Origin of the sequence: Ancylobacter sp., assembly GCF_965279025.1 — a bacterium.
Classification (GTDB): Bacteria; Pseudomonadota; Alphaproteobacteria; order Rhizobiales; family Xanthobacteraceae; genus Ancylobacter.
This window is the reverse complement of sequence record NZ_OZ257132.1, coordinates 3704113-3724070: the sequence shown is the minus strand read 5'-3', so window position 1 is coordinate 3724070 and position 19958 is coordinate 3704113. Positions and strand designations below refer to the sequence as shown.

Annotated in this window: 7 protein-coding genes; 3 read left to right on the top strand and 4 right to left on the bottom strand. The window is 69.9% G+C overall.

From position 1 onward, the window contains the following. Window positions 1-8 precede the first annotated feature (8 nt). From ACQY76_RS17320 to ACQY76_RS17305, 4 genes are read right to left on the bottom strand one after another with little or no spacing between them, the layout of a single operon-like run. The gene (locus ACQY76_RS17320) at window positions 9-8891 is read right to left on the bottom strand and encodes an aminotransferase class III-fold pyridoxal phosphate-dependent enzyme (protein ID WP_428029951.1); all 8883 of its coding nucleotides are present in this window, start codon (window positions 8889-8891) and stop codon (window positions 9-11) included. Next, a complete protein-coding gene (locus ACQY76_RS17315; protein WP_428029950.1) occupies window positions 8884-10983 on the bottom strand; it encodes an AMP-binding protein in 2100 nt (699 codons plus the stop codon). The genes ACQY76_RS17320 and ACQY76_RS17315 overlap by 8 nt, the downstream gene beginning before the upstream one ends. Beyond that, window positions 10980-13766 (bottom strand): ATP-binding cassette domain-containing protein, encoded by a 2787-nt coding sequence (locus ACQY76_RS17310; protein ID WP_428029949.1) that lies wholly within the window; start codon window positions 13764-13766, stop codon window positions 10980-10982. Before ACQY76_RS17310 ends, ACQY76_RS17315 begins: the two co-directional genes overlap by 4 nt. An 11-nt stretch (window positions 13767-13777) precedes the next feature. Continuing rightward, a complete protein-coding gene (locus tag ACQY76_RS17305; protein WP_428029948.1) occupies window positions 13778-14641 on the bottom strand; it encodes a thioesterase II family protein in 864 nt (287 codons plus the stop codon). Between the two features lie 164 nt (window positions 14642-14805). Between ACQY76_RS17305 and ACQY76_RS17300 the strand changes: the two genes are divergently transcribed. The 3 genes from ACQY76_RS17300 (at window position 14806) to ACQY76_RS17290 (ending at window position 19943) form a co-directional block, all read left to right on the top strand. Further along, window positions 14806-15672 (top strand): phytanoyl-CoA dioxygenase family protein, encoded by an 867-nt coding sequence (locus tag ACQY76_RS17300; RefSeq protein WP_428029947.1) that lies wholly within the window; start codon window positions 14806-14808, stop codon window positions 15670-15672. 623 nt (window positions 15673-16295) lie between these two features. Beyond that, a complete protein-coding gene (locus ACQY76_RS17295; RefSeq protein ID WP_428029946.1) occupies window positions 16296-16613 on the top strand; it encodes an antibiotic biosynthesis monooxygenase family protein in 318 nt (105 codons plus the stop codon). A gap of 174 nt (window positions 16614-16787) precedes the next feature. Further along, window positions 16788-19943, top strand: a complete 3156-nt coding sequence (locus tag ACQY76_RS17290; protein WP_428029945.1) for a non-ribosomal peptide synthetase — start codon at window positions 16788-16790, stop codon at window positions 19941-19943. The last annotated feature ends 15 nt before the right edge of the window (window positions 19944-19958 follow it).

The window sequence follows — 19958 nt, the reverse complement described above, 5'->3', positions numbered from 1 at the left end:
GACGGGCGTCAGTTGAAGAGGGTCAGGGCGTCGAGGTCTTCCTGGCTGATGTCGAAGGCGGCGAAGTCGCTCGGGGAATAGCGCGGACCGGAATCGACGGCGGCGGCCTGCAACGCCGGCACCCCGGCCGCGATGGCTTCCAGCAGGCGCTCGATGGTGGAGGCTTCATGGCCCGCGCCGAACTCGCACCGGATCACGAGAGCGCCGTCCTCCTGCCAGACATTGAAAGCGAGGCGGTGCGGCCGCGCGGCGCGCGGGTGGCGCTCCCGGCCCGCGCCCAGCCGTACCAGGGGCAGGCCGGCATGACCAAAGCGGCCGAGGTCGCCGAGGTAGTTGAAGGACAGCTTCGGACGTGGCCCGGCCAGGGGGTTGGCGGCACAACGCAGCAGCCCGTAGCCCATCGACCGCCCCGCCGCCGCCCGCGCGATGTCCTTGACGGCAAGAAGCCAGCGCGCGAGGTCGGCGCCTTCCTCGGGGAGCGCCACGGGGTAGCGGGTGGTGAACCAGCCGATGGTGCGCGACAGGTCGATATCCGCGTCGCGCGGCTCGCGCCCATGCCCTTCGAGTTCCACCTGCACGCCGCCTCCCGTCCACGCGACGAGCGCGCGGGCCACAAGGCAGAGCGCGCTCTCCTGCGGTTGCTGGCCGAACCTTTCCGACAGCGCGGCGAGAAGCGGCTGGCACAGCTCCCTGTCCAGCCTAAGTTCGCGGACATGCGCGGCGCCTTCGAGGTCCGGCACCTCCGGATGATCGAGCGGCACCGTCGCCGACATGGCGGCCACGGCCTGCCAATAGGGACGATCCGGCTCGAAGCCTTCCGCCGTCGAGGCCTGATGGTGGCACCACCACGACCAAGCTGTCGCGGGCGCCGCCACCGGCTGCGGCGGCTGGAGAACGGCCTTCGCCAGATCGTCCGCCAGGATCGACCAGGACACCATGTCGAAGACCAGATGATGCATCGCCACCACCAGGCGCCGCGTCTCGCCGACGTCGATCAGGCCCGCCGCGCCGTTCACCCCGCTCGCGGGGTCCAGCGTCGCGACGAGACGATCGGCCATGCGATCCTCGGCTGAACGGACCTCGCCTTCTGCAGCTTGATCCTGCAGCAGCGTCGGCAGCGTCGCCTCGCCCACCTGCTGAAGCGGCGGCATGCCGGCGCGGAGGCGAATACGTAGCGCATCGTGCCGGCGTACCGCCGCCGTAAACGCCATCTCCACCGTCGCGGCGTTGGTGCCGGCGGGCAGGTCGAACACCGCCGTCAACGCCCAATGGCGGCGGTCGGGCATGTCGATATCCATGAACCAGTGCTGGATCGGCGTCAGCGGCACCGTCCCGGCAAGCGTCCCGCGTTCCTCGACCGGGCGCACCGGGACGGGCCGGATGATTCCCGCCAGCGCCCTCGGCGTCGGCGCGGTGAATATCTCCGCGGGGGAGAGGAGCCACCCCGCCGCCCGCGCCTTGCCGGCGAGCTGGATCGCCATGATGGAATCGCCGCCCAGCGCGAAGAAATCATCGTCGGCAGCAATGGCCGCCGCCGGCCCTCCGAACAATTCCTGCCAGAGCGCCAGCACCGTGGCGAGCGCGCCCTCGGCGGGCGGCGCGGCTTCGGCAGTTCGGGCGATTTGGGCGGGCGGGGCGAGAAGCGCCATCAGCGCCTTGCGGTCGACCTTGCCATTGGCGGTGAGCGGCAGCGTGTCCAGCAGGATAAGGCGCGCCGGACGCTGCGCTTCCGGCAGCCGCTCGGCGAGGAGCGCATCGAGGCTCGGAGCGGTGTGGTCGGGGGCGACGGCGGCGGCCATCAGGTGGGCACTCCCGCGATCGTCCCGCTCGGCCAGCACCGCCGCATCGACAACCCCGGGGCAGGCGCGCAGCAACGCGGCGACCCCATTGGGATCGACCCGATGACCGCGCACCTTCACCATGTCGTCCTTGCGGCCGAGGAAGCGGATCAGACCACCGGCATCCTTCGTGCCGAGATCGCCGGTGAGGTAGGCGCGCGCGCCGTCCTCTCTGCGGATAAAACCGGCCCCGACATGGGGCGCCTCCCCGATATAGCCGAGCGCCACGCCCGACCCGCTCACCCGGATCTCGCCGACGGCGCCGGGAGGCAGCTCCAGGCCCGCGTCATCGACGATGTCGATGGTGGCACCGTCGAGCGCTGGCCCTACCGGCACGCGGCCCTCCGCCTGCGCGGCGGCGACGGCAAGCGTTGGCGTCACTTCCGCCATGGTGCAACCGATCGTCGTCTCGGTCGGGCCGTAGTGGTTGAAGACGCGCAGCTCCGGCCGCAGCGCCGCGAGTGTCTGCACCAGCGCCAAGCTGAGCACGTCGCCGCCGCAGATCAACGCCCGCCTGGGCAGCAGCGCGCGCGCCTCCGGATGCGTCAGCAGCGCCGCGAGATGGCTGGGGACGATCTTCAGCACATCCGCCGGGGCCTGCTGCATCCAGGCGATGAAGGCGGACGGATCGCGCGCCGTGGCTGCGTCCACCACATTGAGCGTGCCCCCGGAAGCGAGCGCGCCGATGACGCTCGTATAGCCGAGATCGGCCGAGAAGGAGGTCGCGATCGCGAACACCTGCGGGCCGGGAAGCTCCAGCCGGCGCAACAGTGCGGTGGCGTAGGCGTGCAGCCCCCCGCAAGAAACCATCACGCCCTTTGGCCGCCCGGTGGAACCGGAAGTGAACAGGATGTAGGCGAGGTCGAGCGGGCCGCAAGTGACGCGCGGCGGCACTGTTCGGTCCGCCGGGTGTCGGCTCCAGGCCAGTGTCGGGACTGTGGCCGTCTCGCCCTGCACGGCGCCATCCACCACGAGCACCCTGGCGTTGCTGTCTGCCATGAGAGCGGCGCGGTGCGCGGCCGGATGCTCGGGATCGAGCGGAACGAAGGCGGCACCGAGATGGCTCGCCGCCACCATGGCCACCAGCGGGCCGGCACCGCGTTCAAGACAGAACGCGACCCGATCGCCCGGAACGACACCGTTCGCCGCCAGCCGCGCCGCAAGATCGCCACTTGCCCGCCCGAGCTGGGACCAGCTCAGCGTCCCCTCCCCGTCGATCACCGCCGGCGCATCGGGCTGCGTCTGCGCCCATTGCGCCACATGGTCGGCGATGCTGAAAGGCGCCGCCGGCGCGGCGTCCGTCACCTCTGTCGGACGAGCCGCCGTTCCGGGTATTTCGGCCGCGTCCCCGCGCGCACCCAGGTCGTTCAGCAGGGAGCGATACCGCGCCATCCACCCCTCGGCCCGGACAGCATCGAACAGGTCCGCATTGAAATTGGCCTCGATGGCGAGCCCGGCCTCGCCGATCTCCAGATTCCAGTTGAGGTCCCAGCGCACGCTGCCATGCGCGTTGGCACGCACCACGGGCGCGAGGTCGCCGAACGGCGCCAGCGTCTCCACCTGATCCAGATTGAACGACACGCTCGCCAGCGGGGGGCGGGAGGCATCGCGCCGCACGCCGCTGGCCTTGACGATGGCGGACAGGGGATAGGCCGGATGGACCATCGCCTGTGCCATGGCGGCGCGGGTGGTGCGGAGGCTGTCCGCGCCGCCGATGCCGGCCAGACGCACCGGCACTGTGGAGATGCAGTAGCCCGTCAGTCCACGCTCGCCCAGCATGGGCTGGCCGGCGGCGAAGATCGCCACGACAAGATCATCCTGCCCGGAGAGTTCGGCCAGCAGCCGCCCATAGGCGGCAAGGCAAAGGGTGAAGAGCGAGCAGTCCAGCGCCCGCGCCCGCGCCGCGAGCCGGGCGGCCGAGGCGGGATCGAGCAGCGCGCGCACGCTCCCGCCGGCATAGGTCTGAAGCGGCGGGCGCAGCCGGTCGGTGGGAAGATCGAGAGCCCGCGGAGGGTCGGCGAAAAGCGCCTGCCAATGCGCCGCTGCCTCGGGGTCGGCGGCCGCTGCCCCGGCAAATTCGGAGAAGCGCTCATAGGAGACCGGCGCTGGCAGCTCCACCATGATCCCCGCGCGGTGGGCGGAATAGAGCTCGCCAAGCTCGTTGGCGAGCACCTGCATCGACCAGCCATCGGTGACGATATGCGGCTGGATCAGCACGAGCGCGAAACCGCCCGCGCCGATCCGCAGCAGCGCCGCCCTGAGCAGCGGGCTGGCGGCAAGATCGAACGGCCGTGCCGCCTGCGCCCGCACCCAGGCGGCGCAGGCGGCATCGTCCGGCACCTCGGCTTCCACCAGCGGGATGTCGACGCGCCGGTCGATGATGGCTTCCCCGCCGCCCTCCGCGAAACGCATGCGCAAACTGTCATGCCGCAGGACGAGATCGGCGAACGCACCGCCCAGCGCCGCCGGATCGAGCGCGCCGGCGAAGCGCAGCACCAGGGTCTGGTTATACGCCGCTGCGCTTTCCGGGCTGAAGGCGGCGAGCGTCCACAGCGCTTTCTGCCCCGGAGAGGTGGCGATGCTTGTACGGGCCGGAAGCCGGGGCGACAGGGCCATCAGGCCGACCGCACCGAGGGTGCGGGCGCTTTCGCGCACGGCCCGCGCCACCCGGTCGAGATCCTCCTCGGTGTGCGCGGTGGAAAGGAAGCAGGTGCGTCCCTCCCAGACATAGATACCACGCGAAATCAGCTGGCTGTAGAACAGGTCGCTCGCGCCGGAAAAGCGCAACACCGAGGCGAAGTGCTCCACCCGAAGCGCGCTTCCGTCCTCTTCAAGGGCGGCGTTCAGCGCCTGGCAGAAAGCGCCTGTTCGGGCGTTCAGCCGCTCCTGCAACGCCGGGCCGGAGGCCTCGAGATGGGTGAGCATGGCGGTGGCCGCCGCCATGGCGAGCGGGTTCTTGTTGAAGGTGCCGGCGAAGAAGGTCCGCTCGGCCTGCGGTCCACCCGCACCATGCAGCGGCCACGTGCCGCCATCGATCCCGTCGAGAAAGGCGCGGCGGCCGGAGACGACGCCGATGGGCAGGCCACCGCCGACGATCTTGCCATAGGTGACGAGATCGGCCCGCACGCCGGCCCAGGCCTGCATGCCGCCCGGGGCGACACGGAAACCGAGCAGCACCTCGTCGAAGATCAGCGCCGCGCCGGCACGCTGGGTGAAGCCGCGCAGCCAGTGCAGGAAATCGCGCGGCTGCAGACCCGGGCGCCGGCTCTGCACCGGCTCGACGATCACCGCCGCGAGCCGGTCGCCCAGCGCTTCCAGCGCCATCTGGCTGCCCTCGGGGTCGGCATAGTCCAGCACCACGACATCCGCCAGCATGCCCAGCGGCGTGCCACCGGCCAGCGGCAGGCTGGCGCCGTCGGTGCCGGCGCGGGCCAGCGTGCCGTCGAAATGGCCGTGATACGAGCCGGCGAACATCGCCACCAGCGGGCGGCCGGTGGCGTGTCGGGCCAGCCGGAGCGCGGTCATCACCGCCTCGGTGCCGGTGTTGCAGAACAGTACCCGCTCATTGCCGGTGAGACGGGCGATCAGGGCGGCGGCCTCGCCGGCCTTCTCCGCCTGCGGGCCGAGGAACAGCCCCTGCTCGGCGAGCTGGCGCTGGATCGCCTCCACCACCATCGGCGGGTTATGGCCGAGCAGTTGCACGCCAAAGCCCATGGTGAGATCGACATAGTCATTGCCGTCGGCATCGACGACATGGCTACCCTGCCCCTTCACACCGATGATGGGGTAGAGCATGGACTTGGTCTCGGGCCGGAAGCCCGCCACCGCGCGGCTGTCCGCCAGCACGGAACCAAAGGCCTCGCGCTGATGGCGGGAAGCGCCGCGCACGGCACCGTAGCGCGCCGCGAAATCGGCGATGAAGGCCGTGGCCTGCGGGCTCATCGCCTCGGCAGGCGCCGGCGTCTCGGCGCGTGCCGCAGCGAGTTGGGACATGGCGGGCAGGCGGGCGGGCTCTGGCAACGCCGCAACGTTCACGGACGTGTCGGCGGCGCGCGCTTCCACCTCGCGCAACACGCGCTCCAGCAGCGCGCGCGGCGTGGTCAGCGTCGCGAACAGCTCGCGACGGGGGATCGCCACCTTCCAGCGCCGTTCGAGGGTCGATATGGCTTCCGCGAGCGCCAGGGAATCCACCCCCAGGGTGAAGAAGCCGGCGCTGCCTTCCAGTGCTGCGTCGTCAAGCTGCAGACTGCGGCGAAGGCTCGCCGCAATGCCCGCGCGGATGTCGTCACGGCCGAGAGCGGGCACTGCCGCCGGCAACACGACGGCGGTGGCTGTCGCGGGCTGCCTATGCTCCGCCCCGCGCGCCCGCTCCGGCGCATCGATCCAGTGGCGTTCGCCGGCGAAGGGATAGCCGGGCAGGTTCGCTCGGGCCGCGCCGCTGGCAGGCCAGCTTATGTTGAGCCCTGCGACGAACAGGCGGCAGAGCGCGAGCGCCAGCGTCTCGGTCGCCGCGCGGTTGCGGCGCATGGTCGGGACGAAGCGCGTGTCCCGCTCCGCAAAGCCGGGGGCGCGCTGGGCGAGGCCGACCAGCGTCGCGGCCGGGCCTATCTCAACCACGACGTCGGCGCCAAGGGCGGCGAGCGTGTCGAGGCTGTCGCCGAAACGCACCGGCTGGCGGATCTGCCGCCCCCAATAGGCGGGGTCCGTGAGGTCCGCCGCGAGCGTTCCCGTCACATTCGAGACGATGGGCAGGCAGGCGGGAGCAAGACCGGCGCCGCGCACCACCTCCTCGAAAGGCGCCAGCGCGGACTCCATGTGGTAGGAATGAAAAGCATGGCTGCTGACGATGCGCTGGCAGCCGATGGCGGCAGCGTCGAGATCACCAAGCAATGACGCGATCGCCGCCGTGTCGCCCGACACCACCACCTCGTCTGGCGCATTGAGCGCGGCGATGTCGATCAGCCCGCCGAAGCGTTGCAGAAAAGGCGCCACGCGTTCTGCCGAAGCGAACACCGCCGCCATTTCGCCCTCGCGCGGCAGGGCGCCCATCAGCCGGCCGCGCGCGGCGACCACGTCGAGCGCGGCCTCGAAGGGCAGCATCCCGGCGACGCAGGCGGCGGACCATTCGCCCAGGCTGTGCCCGGCGACCATGTCGGACGCGACGCCGAAGGCGGCGAGACGCTCGGCCAGCGCGTATTCGAGCGCGAACAGGGCCGGCTGCACCTCGGCCGTGTCGGTCAACGTGTTGCCTTCCTCCGGCGCGAACATCCGCACGGCGAGGTCCGTGTCGAGCCGGCGCGCGGCGGCGTCCACCCGGTCGCGAAAGACGTCATCGGCGGCGTAAAGGTCCGCCGCCATGCCCGGCCATTGGCTGCCCTGCCCGGAAAACAGGAAGGCGACCTTCGGCCGCTCGGGCCCTGCGTGCCCCGTGGCTCCGGCTATGGGTGTCTCGCCCTCGGCGATGGCCCGCAGGCCCGCAAGCGCTTCCTCCACGCCGCGCGCCAGGCAGGCGGCGCGATAGGGAAAGGTGCCGCGCCCGGTGGCCAGGGCCGCCGCGACAGCCGCCAGCGGCGTCTGCGGATGGAGCGCCAGGTGATCGCCCAGCGCAGAGGCCAGGCGGCGCAGGCCGTCCTCGTCGCGGGCCGAAAGCACGAAGATGGTGGGAAGCGCCTCCGTGACGGCGACCTGCGGTGCCAGTGGGGCCTGCTCCAGGATCACATGCGCATTGGTGCCCGAGAAGCCGAAGCTGCTCACCCCGGCGCGGCGCGGCGCGCCGAGGGGCCAGTCCGTGGCCGCGTCCACCACACGCACCGGCAGGTCGCTCCACGCGATGCGCGGATTGCGGCTCGACTGGTGCAGCGTGGCCGGCAGGCGGCCCGCCTCCAGCGCCAGCACCATCTTGATCAGGCCGGCAATGCCGGCGGCGGCTTCCAGATGGCCGATATTGGTCTTGGCGGAACCCAGCAGCAGGGGCACGGTGCGCCCCTCGCCATAGGCGGCGGCGAGCGCCTGCACCTCGATGGGGTCGCCCAGCGGCGTGCCGGTGCCGTGGCACTCGACGGCCTGTACCTCCTGCGGCGAAAGCCCGGCATCGGCGAGCGCCGCGCGGATGACCGCGTGCTGCGCGGCGCCATTGGGCGCGGTGAGCGCGCTGGAATGGCCGTCATGATTGATCGCGGAGCCACGTAGGACCGCACGGATGCGGTCGCCGTCGCGCATGGCGTCGGCGAGGCGCTTCAGCACCACCAGCCCGCCGCCCTCGCCGCGCACATAGCCATCGGCCCCCGCATCGAAGGTCCGACAGGCATGGCCGGGGCCCAGCATCCCGGCGGCAGCAAGCGCGGCGGAAACCTCGGCGTCCAGCACGAGACTGACGCCGCCGGCCAGCGCCAGATCGCATTCCCCCGCCCGAAGCGCGCGGCAGGCCGCATGGACAGCGACCAGCGAGGACGAGCACGCCGTGTCGATCACCAGTGCCGGGCCGGTGACGTCCAGCCAATGGCTGATGCGCCCGGCCGCAATGGAGCCGGCATTGCCCAGAATGGCGGCGGGCGAGAGGCTGTCGGTCGCGTGGAACCGGGTCTCGTAATCATTGGCCCCGAGGCCGAGGAAAATCCCGGTGGCGCGGGGGCGCCGCCCGGCATCGGCATAGCCGGCATCCTCCAGCGCCTGCCACGCCAGCATCAACGCGAGCCGATGCTGGGGATCCATCGCATCGGCCTCATCCGGCCGCAGCCCGAAGAAGGCGGCGTCGAAGCGCTCTACCCCCTCGATGTAGCCGCCAGGAGGCAGTCCCGCGCGTTCCGGCCGGTCGGCGGGCGCCGGGCGAACCGCGTCGCGCCCCGCGAACAGCAGATCGCCATAGGCTGACGCCGTCGCCGCGTCGGCAAAACGCGCGGCGAGCCCGACGATCGCCACCGGCTGCCGGGCCCGCGCCGCCTCGCTTCGCAGCCCGTCTATCCGGCCTTCGAGGGCGAGCATCAGATCCGTGACCTGCTCCGGGCGCAATTGTCCAAGGCGCCGGGCAAGGCTGGCGCGGCGGTCTTCAGTCATGACGGCCGCTCTCCTCGATCATGGACAGGAGCTCTTCCAGGTCGCCGCCGGCGGCCGGTATTGCCGGCGCCACAGGGGCCGGCGGGGATGATCCGGTGAGATGCGCCACCATGGCGCGGATCGTCGGATGGTCGAAGGCGAAGGACTGAGCAAGGTCTCGGCCGATATGCGCCCCGACGGCGCCGGCGAGATCGACGGCATCGATCGAGGTAAGGCCGAGCTCGCCCAGCCCCCGGTCCGCAGGCACCTGGGACAACGGCAGGCCGAGCCGAGCCGCGAGCCAGCCGCGCAGCCATGTGTCGAGCGCCAGCGCCTCGCCCGCCGGCAGGGCGGCGGCGGACGTGCGTCGCGCTTCTTGCCGCGCGGTGTGCCATTCGGCGATCACCGGAAGCTCGCCCGCGCGCCAGGCCATGCGGTTGGCGGCACGCTGGATCTTGCCGCTGGAGGTGCGCAGCACGGCGCCCGGCTCCACCAGCACGATACGCGCAAGCTGGAGCTCCAGCGTCTGCCAGACCGCCACGCTGATGGCGGCGAACACCGGCGCGGGGTCTATGCGGCGCTGGGTGCGCTCGACCTCCTGAACCAGCACAATTTGCTCGCCGCCCGGCTCTCCCATCAGCCCGAACGCCGCGCCGCTGCCTGCGCGCAGCGCCGTGTGGGCGGCCTGCGCCACCCGCTCGATGTCCTGCGGATAATGGTTGGCGCCGGACAGGATAATGAGATCCTTGATGCGGCCGGTGACGCACAGTTCCCCGTCGATCATCGCGCCGAGATCGCCGGTGCGCAGATAGAAGGTGGGGTCATCTTCCCCGGCCACTCGCACCCCGAAGGTCGCGACGGTCTCTTCCGGCCTGCGCCAATAGCCGCGCGCGATGGTAGGTCCGCCGACCCAGATTTCGCCGACGCGGTCGGGCGGCTGGCGCCGGCCGGTTTCAGGATCGACGATGGCGAAGGCGACGTCGGCGAGTGGGGCACCGCAACCGGCGATCACCGCTTGCCGGGCGGAGCCGCCGGCCGGTGCAATCCGCCCGGCCTCCAGTGCGGCGGCGTCGAGTGTGAACAGCTTCGGCTGCGTCCCGATGGGGCTCGCGGTGACGGCGAGCGTCGATTCCGCGAGGCCATAGGCCGGCGCGAAGGCCTCGCGCCGGAATCCGCGCGGGCCGAACGTCTCGACGAAGTTCTCCATCACCTGCGGGTCGATCGGCTCGGCGGCGTTCATCGCCATGACGAGGGAGGAGAGATCGAGGCCTGCCCTCTGCTCCGGCAGGATGCGGCGGGTGCAGAGGTCATAGGCGAAATTGGGCGCTGCCGTATGGGTGCCGCCGAAACGGCTGATGGCCTCCAGCCACAGCACCGGGCGCTGCAGGAAGCTGTTCGGCGCCATCTGCACTACCGGGCAGCCGGAATACAGCGTCTGCAGCAAGCCGAAGATGAGCCCGAGGTCATGAAAGGCCGGCAGCCACGTCACCATGGTGCTGGATGGTGACAGGCCCCATACCGCCTCCATCCGCGCCATGTCGGCCATCAGGTTGGCATGGCTCACCTCGACACCCTTGGGCAGGGCTGTGGAGCCGGACGTATACTGGATGAAGCAGGTGGCCGCGGGATCGACCTCCCGCAGCGGGGTGGCGTGCGCGGGATCGGTAGCGATATCGCTGACATCCTGCCAGCGGATCGCCGCGAGTTCCGCGCTGTCGGCTTGCCACAGCGCGGATTGCTCCGCCACGCCGCCGCCGGTCAGCGCCACGGCCGCGCCGCTGTCGGCGGCCACCGCCTGCAAGCGCTGGATCAGCCGATGCCGGCGCGGCGGGTTGATGGGGACGGCAAGACGCCCCGACCACTGGCAGGCAAGGAAGGCCGCGAGGAAATCGACGGATGGCTGGAACACCAGCAGCACCGGCGCGCCCGGCGCGCTCTCTCGCTCCAAAAATCCTGCGATGGCGGCGGCCCGCGCCGCCAGTTCCCCGGCGCCGGCGCGCTCGAACACCGCCCCGTGGCTGTCGAGGAAGGTGATGCTCCAGCGGCAATCGGCGGCCTCCGCGAGGGCGTTGAGGCGGGCGGCAATGGTGCCGGCGGGTGAACCGGCCATCATTGCGGCTGGGCCTGCTGCTGCAGCTTCTGCCATGTGTAATGCTCCATCATCGCCTCGTGGCGTGCCGCGAGGGCGGTCAGGATGTGCAGCTCGATGTCGGCATTGGCGGCCAGCAGCGCGCGCAGCGACGCGGCGTCGATCGTCAGCAGGTGGCAGGCCTTACGCGCCACCACGCGCGTGAATTCCTCCGCGCCCTCCAGCGCCGCGTAATCGCCCATCGAATCGCCCGGCTCGAGAATTCCCACGGACATCAGCGTGCCGTCGGAAAGACGTATGCTCTGTTGCGCCTCGCCCTGGGTCATGAAGATGAGGCGGTCGGCCGGCTTGCCGTCCTCGACCAGAACCGTGTCCGGCCCAACGGTCTCCACCGTCATGCGGGAGAGCAGGCGCTGCAGGAAGACTTCCGGCACATCCTTGAGAATCGGACGCTTGCGCAGCCGCTCCAGCAATTGTTCGCGCGGCACCGTGCCTTCGGCCGCCCCGGCGATCACGCTGCGCTGCCAGAGATCGGCATAGACGCCGTCGGCATCGAGAAGCGTCTGGTGGCTGCCGCTTTCCACCACCCGGCCCGCCTTCACCACATAGACGAGATCGGCATGCTCGCACTGGGTGAGATCGTGGGTCACGGCAACCACCGTGCGCCCGGCCGTCACCTTGCGCAGGGTCTCCTCCACCGCCACGCGGCTGGCCGGATCAAGCGCCGAGGTGGCCTCGTCGAGCAGCATGATCTGCGGGTCGTGCAGGATGGCGCGGGCGATGGCGATACGCTGACGCTGCCCGCCGGAGAGCTTGCTGCCGCCCTCCCCGACATCGGTATCGTAGGCGTCGGGCAGCGACATGATGAGCGGATGGATATCGGCGGCCTTCGCCGCGGCCTCTACCTCGGCATCGCTGGCATCGAGCTTGCCCATGCGGATATTCTCCCGCACGGAAGCCTGGAAGAGGATCGTTTCCTGCGGCACCAGCGAGATCAGCGAACGGACCTGCTTCTCGCCCAGCATCCGCATGTCGACGCCGTTCACCCTCACATGGCCGCTGCCAGGTGAGAACTGGTTCTCGATGAGGCGGAGAATGGTCGACTTGCCGGAACCGGAAGGCCCCACCACCATGACCCGCCGTGGGCAGTCGATGGTCATGGACACCCGGTCGAGGGTCGGCGCGCTGCCGTCATAGCTGAAGCTCACCTCCTCGAAGCGGAGCGAATGCACCTTCCCGCCGACATCTTCCGGCCGTTCCGGATCCGGCGCGGCGTCGGGCTTGCCGAGCAGAGCCTGCACCCGTTCAAGGCCGCCCACGCCCTGGATCAGCAGGGGAAGCTGGGCGCCGATGAAGCCGGCGGCGCCGCCAATCGTCAGCAGCAGGGTGATGAAGGCGACGATAGTGCCCGAGGACACATCGCCGTCGACCGACTGCACGGCGCCGAGCCCGATCACCAGCAGTTGCGCGGCGCTGACGCCGAAGCTGGTCAGGCGGCCGACGAGGCCGGAGGAGAAATACTGGTGGTAGCTCGCCCCGAATAGCTTGCCCAGTTGGCCGGTGAACAGCTTCGCCTGCAGGTCGCGCAGGCCGAAGATGCGGATCACCCGCTGCATCAGCAGGGTCTCCTTGACGATGTGCGCGACCTTGGCGTCCTCCGCGCCGCGCTCGTAATTGTAGCGCACGGCGCGCTTGCTGAAGCTGCGGGGAAGCCAGAAGGCAATCAGCAGCGACACCAGCGTGGCGATCGCCAGCTGGGTGTCGAGCGTGAAGGCCACCACCACCGAGCCGATCAGCATCAGCCCTTTGGAGAACAGGCCCGGCACCGCCCAGATGACCGCCTTTTCGACCACGGTCATGTCGTTGGAGAAGTCGGCGATGATCTCGTCGCTGTCCGAGCTGGCGAGTTCGCGCGCGTCGATATTGTTGATCTTGCGGAACATGCGCGCACGAAGGTCATTGAGGATGCGGGGTCCCAGCTTGGCTATCGTGTAGTCCAGCAGCACGCCGAAGCCGGAGGCCGCCAGGAAGCCCCAGGTCAGGTAGGACAGATAGGTGCGGATGGCCGCGACATCGCCGGTCTTGATGCCGTCGTCGAAAAGCGCCTGCAGCCACAGAGGAACGTAGACGGCGTAGAGAATCTGCACGGCGTTGGCGAGCAGGAACCAGAATAGCAGCACCTTGTGCCGCGCCGTCGCCCGCGCCACCCACAGCACCAGATGGACGGGCCCCTTTTCGGGCGTGCCGCTGCGGATGACGTCCTGCCATTTCAGTTCCAGCGCACCGGCCGAGATGCCTGCCACGGCCCGGCAGGCGGCATCCACCGATCCGTCGACGCCCATGTTGCGTCCGAACTTCACGAAGCCCCGCGCGCCCTTCGCTTTCAGCAGATATTCGACGAAGGCGGCCGCCCGGCGCACATCCTTCTGATCGACCTCCGGCAGCAGCAGCCGGTTCGCGAGACCGTTGAGGTCATGGGCTTCGGTGCGCGGGATGACAACCGGCGCGGGCTTCTTGCCATCCTCCCGCGCCGCCTCCTGCAGCACCGAATGAAGCAGCCCGAGCCCCAGCAGGCCCCAGGCCCCGCTGGGCATCGCCAGCTTGTAGGTGAACAGGTGGTGGGCGAGGCGCCGCACCGGGTCCCGCCGGGCTTCTTCCGGATTGGCGGCCATCGCAGCAGAAATGAAGCTGCTGTCCGGCTTCATCGCCAGCCTGTCGCAGGCGAGCCCATAGAGGCGCGACAGCTTGTGCTGCAGCTCGTCCTCGGTTTCGTGCTTCTTGAACCAGTCGAAATGCCGGATGGACATGGCGCTCTTTACTATTCTCGTGCGGGCGGGAAACGGGTGGACCGACCGGCCGGGGCCGGTTTCGGTGCGGCGGAAACGGCGGACGTCACCCGGATCGCCTCACGGATAAGCTCCGCGAGGGCGGCGGGGGCGCTCGTCCAGGGAAAATGACCGGTCGCAAGCGTGCGGAACCGGGTGGCACCGGCGCACACCTCGCCCCATGCCGCGCATTCGGGCTGCGAGACCGAGGCATCGGCCAGCAGGCGGATCACGGTAAGCGCGCCGTGGAACGGGCGCGCGCTGCCCGGCCGATAGGTCTCGCACGCGGCGAGATCGGCCCGCAGCGCCGCTTCCTGTTCCGGGCCGAGCACGTCGCCGAGATCCGGCCCCCCCACCGCACCGAAGCAGTCGCGCAGTTCGCTCAGCAGCCGCGCACGCGGCAGGCGATGCAGCGGCGCATCGGCGGGCGGCCGGCTCGGCGCGCGGAAGCCAGAAACGACGAGGTGCAACCGCCGGGCACCTTCAGCATCCAGCCGCTCCAGCGCGAGGCAGGTCTCGAAGGCCAGCAGCGCACCGAAACTGTTTCCCAGCAGGGTCAGTTGCGCCGACAAGGGCTGAAGGGCGATCTCGGCGGCGATCGCTTCGGCCAGCGCGCGCGCATCCGCCACCGGCTCTCCCGGAACGTCCGGCCCGTGGCCCGGCAACGCCACCGTGGCGATCGACAGGTCGTCGGGCAGAGCACCGGCGAGCGTCATGCACGACAGAGCGGTTCCGCCCGCATGGGGAAAGCAGATCAGCACCGGCGCGCCGGGTCGCTGGCGTATCCAGCGCAGCAGCGTCGGTGCGCGAGGGGCGCCCCCAGGTTCCAGGCAGGTACGCGACACCATCGCCGTCATGACGCGCATCGCCGCTGGACAGCGCCCACCCAAAGGCCGCATCGTACGCGAACGGTGTTCCAAGAACGCCCGGAAGCGCCCTGCGTATTTTCGCCGGCTTGCGCCTGGCTCCGGGGAGACGCCGCGGAATAACTATTTAGCCGAATAATTTCGCAGGAGGATCCATGCCGGACGAACGCGCGCCCATTGACGAGGACCTGATCGAAGCGCTCGACCGGGACGGTGCCATCTGCCTGAAGGGCGCCTTCGGGCCGGAGTGGGTGGATCTCGCGGCCGAGGGCATCGCCCGCAATCTCGACAGCCCGGGCGCCCTGTTCCAGAGCTTCTCGCCCAATGACAAGGGCGCCTTCTATTCCGATATCTGGTCGCGCCGGCATATTCCCCAGTTGGAGAAATTCGCCCTCGAATCGCCTTCCGCCGCCATTGCCGCCCGCTGCCTGCGCACCCCCAGCGTGCGCCTTCTGCAAGACACATGGTTCTACAAGAGCCCCGGCACGCAGGCGCGTACGCCCTGGCACCACGACAATGTGGTGCTCGGCCCGTTCTGCTCCATCTGGGTGGCGCTCGATCCCATCCCCAGGGAAGCGGCGCTGGAATTCGTGCGCGGCTCGCACCGCTGGAACCAGCTCTTCATGCCGGCGAACTTCTTCGAGGGGGAACAGACCGCCCTGCCCGCCGTCGAGGAGTTCTATGCCCGCTACCACGGGGATTTCGACATCTCCGCCAGCGAGACCTTTTCCCGCGTGCCCGACATCCAGGCGCACCGCGAAGATTACGACATACTGAGCTGGGACATGCAGCCCGGCGACTGCCTGGTGTTCCACGCCCGCACGCTGCACGGCTCGCCCGGCAACACGCTGGACCATGACACGCGCCGCATGGTCACGCGATGGGTTGACGAGACCGCCGTTCTCGCGCCGCATGGCGGCACGGTGGTCGACCGGCTCGTGGCCGAGGGCTTCGACGTGGATCTCGCCGTTGGTGCGCCCATTCGCGGCGCTCTCTTTCCCGTCCTCACGCCGTTCGGCTGAAGAGGGAAGCGACCGGCAGCGAGGAAACCTGCCGCGACCTGCCGGCCCGGCTTTCCCCACTGCAGCGGCGTGGGCCGGGGCTCGCCAAACGGCCAGACGCGGAAAGGCGCTAAGCCGGCTATTTATCAACATGATCGGGAGCGCGGGAACGAACCCGCACTGCCGGAGAGAATGCGAGGCGACGCTGGCCTCCGATGTGCCGTCGCCGCCCGCCGCGCCGTATCTACCCATCAACCAGCCATGTCCGTAATGCTTCCGGGCACCGCAACGCTCGCGCAGTGTGTTGCAACCCGAGGCGGAGGTACGCGGATCCTCAAGCGGTGGCGCTAAACTTGTGCGCTTCAAGTATGTCCGCGGGCGCGACTCGACGGATCGACCCGCGCCAAGGCCCTGCCGCTCGGCACAGGCATGCGGTGCTTGACTTGAGAGCGGAGCCCGTCGCGAAGTCGACTGAGATAAAATTTATACCACCTCCATGTGGAGCATTTGTGAATTGCTATAACCTTATTGGACGGCGCGCGAGAACATACTGAAAAGCGACCAAAAATAGACAGTTGCCGGTGCGGTCGCCCGCCTGTAATGCATGGTCCGCAACTCTGGCTGGAGATACCCCTGTGGCAAGTATGTTTATGACGATCTCTCGTTGTCACGTGAAGGCTGGAAGCGAGCAGGATGCCCGCGCGCTTCTCGAAAAAGAAATGCTGCCTACCGACGGCAAGAAGCCGGGCGACGTCATTGAGGGCCTGGTCGGATTTGGACTTATGAAGTCCAAGAAGGACCCGTCCATGTACGGCATCGCTACTGTGTGGGAAAGCGAAGCTGCTTTCGACAAGATGTCGTCCAACCCGCGCGCCAAGGATGGCGGCGGCATCGTCGAAAAGCTCCAGAAGCTTTGCGACGGCGATATCAAGGGCGAAGGCTTCTACATCGAGAGCCTCTGATACTTCCGGCGGTGGTCCATGGCTGCCGCCGGCCCCTCTCCGGGCGCAGGATCAGGCATCGGCACGCCGGGCCGTGGAGCGGCATCGCGTAGTGGACCGGCAGGCAGTGTTCATAGCGGCTGTTGCATGCTGAACAGTCCGCGTGTGCTGCATTTTGCTTTCAAGGGTAAAGACGTGGCCCGCGGTCCTATCGAAGACATCTACGGCCTCACCGACATGCAGCGTGCAATGCTTGTGCGGTGCGCAAGCTTTCCCGACCAGCCCCTCTTCATGGGCCAATGGTGGGCTCTGCTGGAAGGGCCGCTTGATGCCGTCGCCTTCTGCGCGGCCTGGACGGCGGTTGTCACCCGCCATGCGGCGCTGCGTTCGGGTTTCCACTGGGAAATGAAGGGCGCTCCGGCCCAGGTGGTGCTCGCGGCCCCCGCCTTCGAGGTGACGCGGATCGACTGGACCCGGCAGCCGGAGTGGCGCGCAGCGCTTGAGGCGCTGCTCGAGGAGGATCGTGCCCACCCCTTCGACGTCCGGCGTCCTCCCTTGATGCGGGTGCGCCTTCTCAGCCTGGTGCCGGAGGGTCCGACGCCGCGCCATCTGCTGGTATGGACGCGCCATCATCTCGCCGTCGACGGCTGGTCGCTTGGCGAGATCCTCGGCGAGGTGCTGGATCTCTACCGGGGCGCACCGGTGCCCCCCGCCCTGCCGTTTCGTCGCTATGTGGAATGGTGGCAGGCACGCGACGCCGCCGCCGGACAACGCTATTGGCGTGCCGTGCTGGGCGGCTTTGCGGCCGATGCGGTGGCGCGCGGCGCCGCAGGATCGGCACCGCGCATCGGCGAGGAGGCGTGCGTTCTTCCGGCCGACAGCGCCGAGCGCCTCGCCGTTGTCTCGCGCACCGAGCGGCTGACGCTGAGCACGCTCGTGGAAGCGGCGTGGGCGCTCGTGCTCGCGCGCGCGGACGGGGCCGACGACCTGATGTTCGGATGCGTCGAATCCGTGCGTCCACCGGAGCTCCTGGGTGATCGCTCCAGCCATATGGTGGGCCCGCAGATCGGCGTGCTGCCCTGTCGCGTGCGGCGCGACGGAACACCTTTGCGCCAGTGGCTGGCCGAGCTTCAGGCCGGCCGGGCGGCGGGCCGCGAGGCGGGGCCGCTGGGGCTCGACACGATGCGCAACATGCTGGACCTGCCGGGAGACGCGCTGCCGCTGCGCAGCCTGGTCGCGGTTCAGACCTACCCCCTCGCACTCGCCGCCGCCTTCCGCGCCGCCGGAATCGAGATCGCCGACAGCGGCGACATCACCCAGCCCGACATGCCGCTCAATCTCATGGTGGAGATCGGCGAAGCCTTCGAGCTGCGCCTGATGTTCGACCACGAGCATGTGTCGTCTCAGCAGGCCCGCCAGCTTCTCGACATGCTCTCCACGGCACTGCGCGCACTCCCGGACCATCTCGACGCGCCGGCCAATATGCTGGATGTGATGCCCGCCCCGCTGCGGGAGCGCGCCGAAGCCGCCTTGACGGGCCGCCCGCTGCCCGCGCCGTCCGGCACGGTGATGGACATCATCGGCGGGCATAGACGCCAGCAGCCGCACGCGCCGGCGCTACGGACAAGCCGCCGCGTCTGGTCCTATGCCGAACTCGGCGCCCATGCCGACGCCATTGCCGCGCGGCTTGCCGCGGCCGGGGTTCGGCCGGGCGGGCGCGTCGCCCTCATGCTCGACCACGGGCCGGAGGCGGTGGCCGCCATTTTGGGCATCCTCAGTGCCGGCGCGGCCTATGTGCCGCTCGATCCCGATGCGCCGGTCGAACGCCGCTCCCTCATCATGTCAAGCGCCGGTGTCGCGGCTGTGGTGACCCACAGCGCCAGCGCCAACGCCTTCCCGGATCTCGCGATCGTCGCGGTCGAGGATGTCGAGCCGGCACCGGCCGGCGTCGATGGGCCCGAAGCGCCGGTGGCATCCGGCGAGGCCTATGTCATCTTCACATCCGGCTCGTCCGGGCGGCCGAAGGGCGTCAGCGTCGGCCATGACAATCTGCGCTACCACGTGGCGGCCAGCGCCGCCGAGAACGCCGACCTGCCGATCGCCCGGTTCCTGTTGACCTTCCCGCTGTTCTTCGATGGCGCCGTGACCGGGCTGTTCTGCACCCTCTGCGAAGGCGGCACGCTGGTCATGCCCGATGCGGCGGAGGCGCGCGACGCGGACCGGCTGGTCGCGCTGATACGGCAACAGGAAGCCACCCATGTGTGCATGACGCCCTCGCTCTGGGCGCTGCTGCTGGAAGCCGCCGGCCCCGCCGGCCTCCCCGGCGTGCGCATGGCAAAGGTGGCGGCCGAGCCGTGCCCGCCGGGCCTCGTCACCGCCCACGCCGTCCGCGCGCCTAACGCCGTGCTGTGCAACGAATATGGTCCCACCGAGGCCACCGTCTGGGTGTGCGTCGAGCGTTGCCGGCCGGAGACCACCGGCTCCAGCGTCGCCATCGGGCACCCGCTGCCCGGCACGCGGCTGCATGTGATCGACGCCGAGGGCCGGCCCTGCCCGTTCGGCACCATGGGCGAACTCGTCGTGTCCGGGCCGGCCGTGGCGCGGGGCTATGTCGGGGCCCTGCCGGGCGTCGTCCTGCGCACCCCGCTTCCCGGCGCGGTCGTGCCTTCGGCTACTCCGGCCTACCGCACAGGCGACCGGGTCTCGCTCGGCTTTGACGGCCGGCTGTTCTTCCATGGCCGCGCGGACCGGCAGGTGAAGCTGGCGGGATACCGCGTCGAGCCCGGCGAGATCGAGGCCGCGCTGCTGGCGCAGCCGGGCCTTCTCGAAGCCGCTGTGGTGCTCGAAGAGCGTGACGGACAGGCCGGGCGCCTCGTGGCACATCTCGGCGCCGGAGACGGCGCACCGGAGGATGACGCGCTGCGTGCGCAGCTCGGCACCCGGCTGCCTGCCTATATGATCCCGCAGGCCTTCGTGCGGCATTCGCGCCTCCCGCGCACCGCCAATGGCAAGGTGGACCTGGCCGCGCTGCCGCGCGCGACCCTTCCCGGCACAATCACCGTCCCGCCGCAGGGTTCGCTCGAGACCGCACTGGCTGCTGTCTGGAGCGATGTGCTGGGCGGCGTCACGGTGGGGCGCCACGACCACTTCTTTGCGCTCGGCGGCAGTTCCCTTCTCGCCATGCAGATGATCGCCCGCGTGCGCCGGGAACTTGCCCCGACCGCCACGCTGGCGGACCTGTTCGCGGCGCCGCAGCTCGCCGCGCTGGCGGACCACCTCGCCGCCGCCCCGCACCGGCCCGAGCCCGCGCCGGTGGTGCGCGCCCGGGTGCGGGTGGAGCTGCCGTCGTGAACGCCGTCCAGCGCT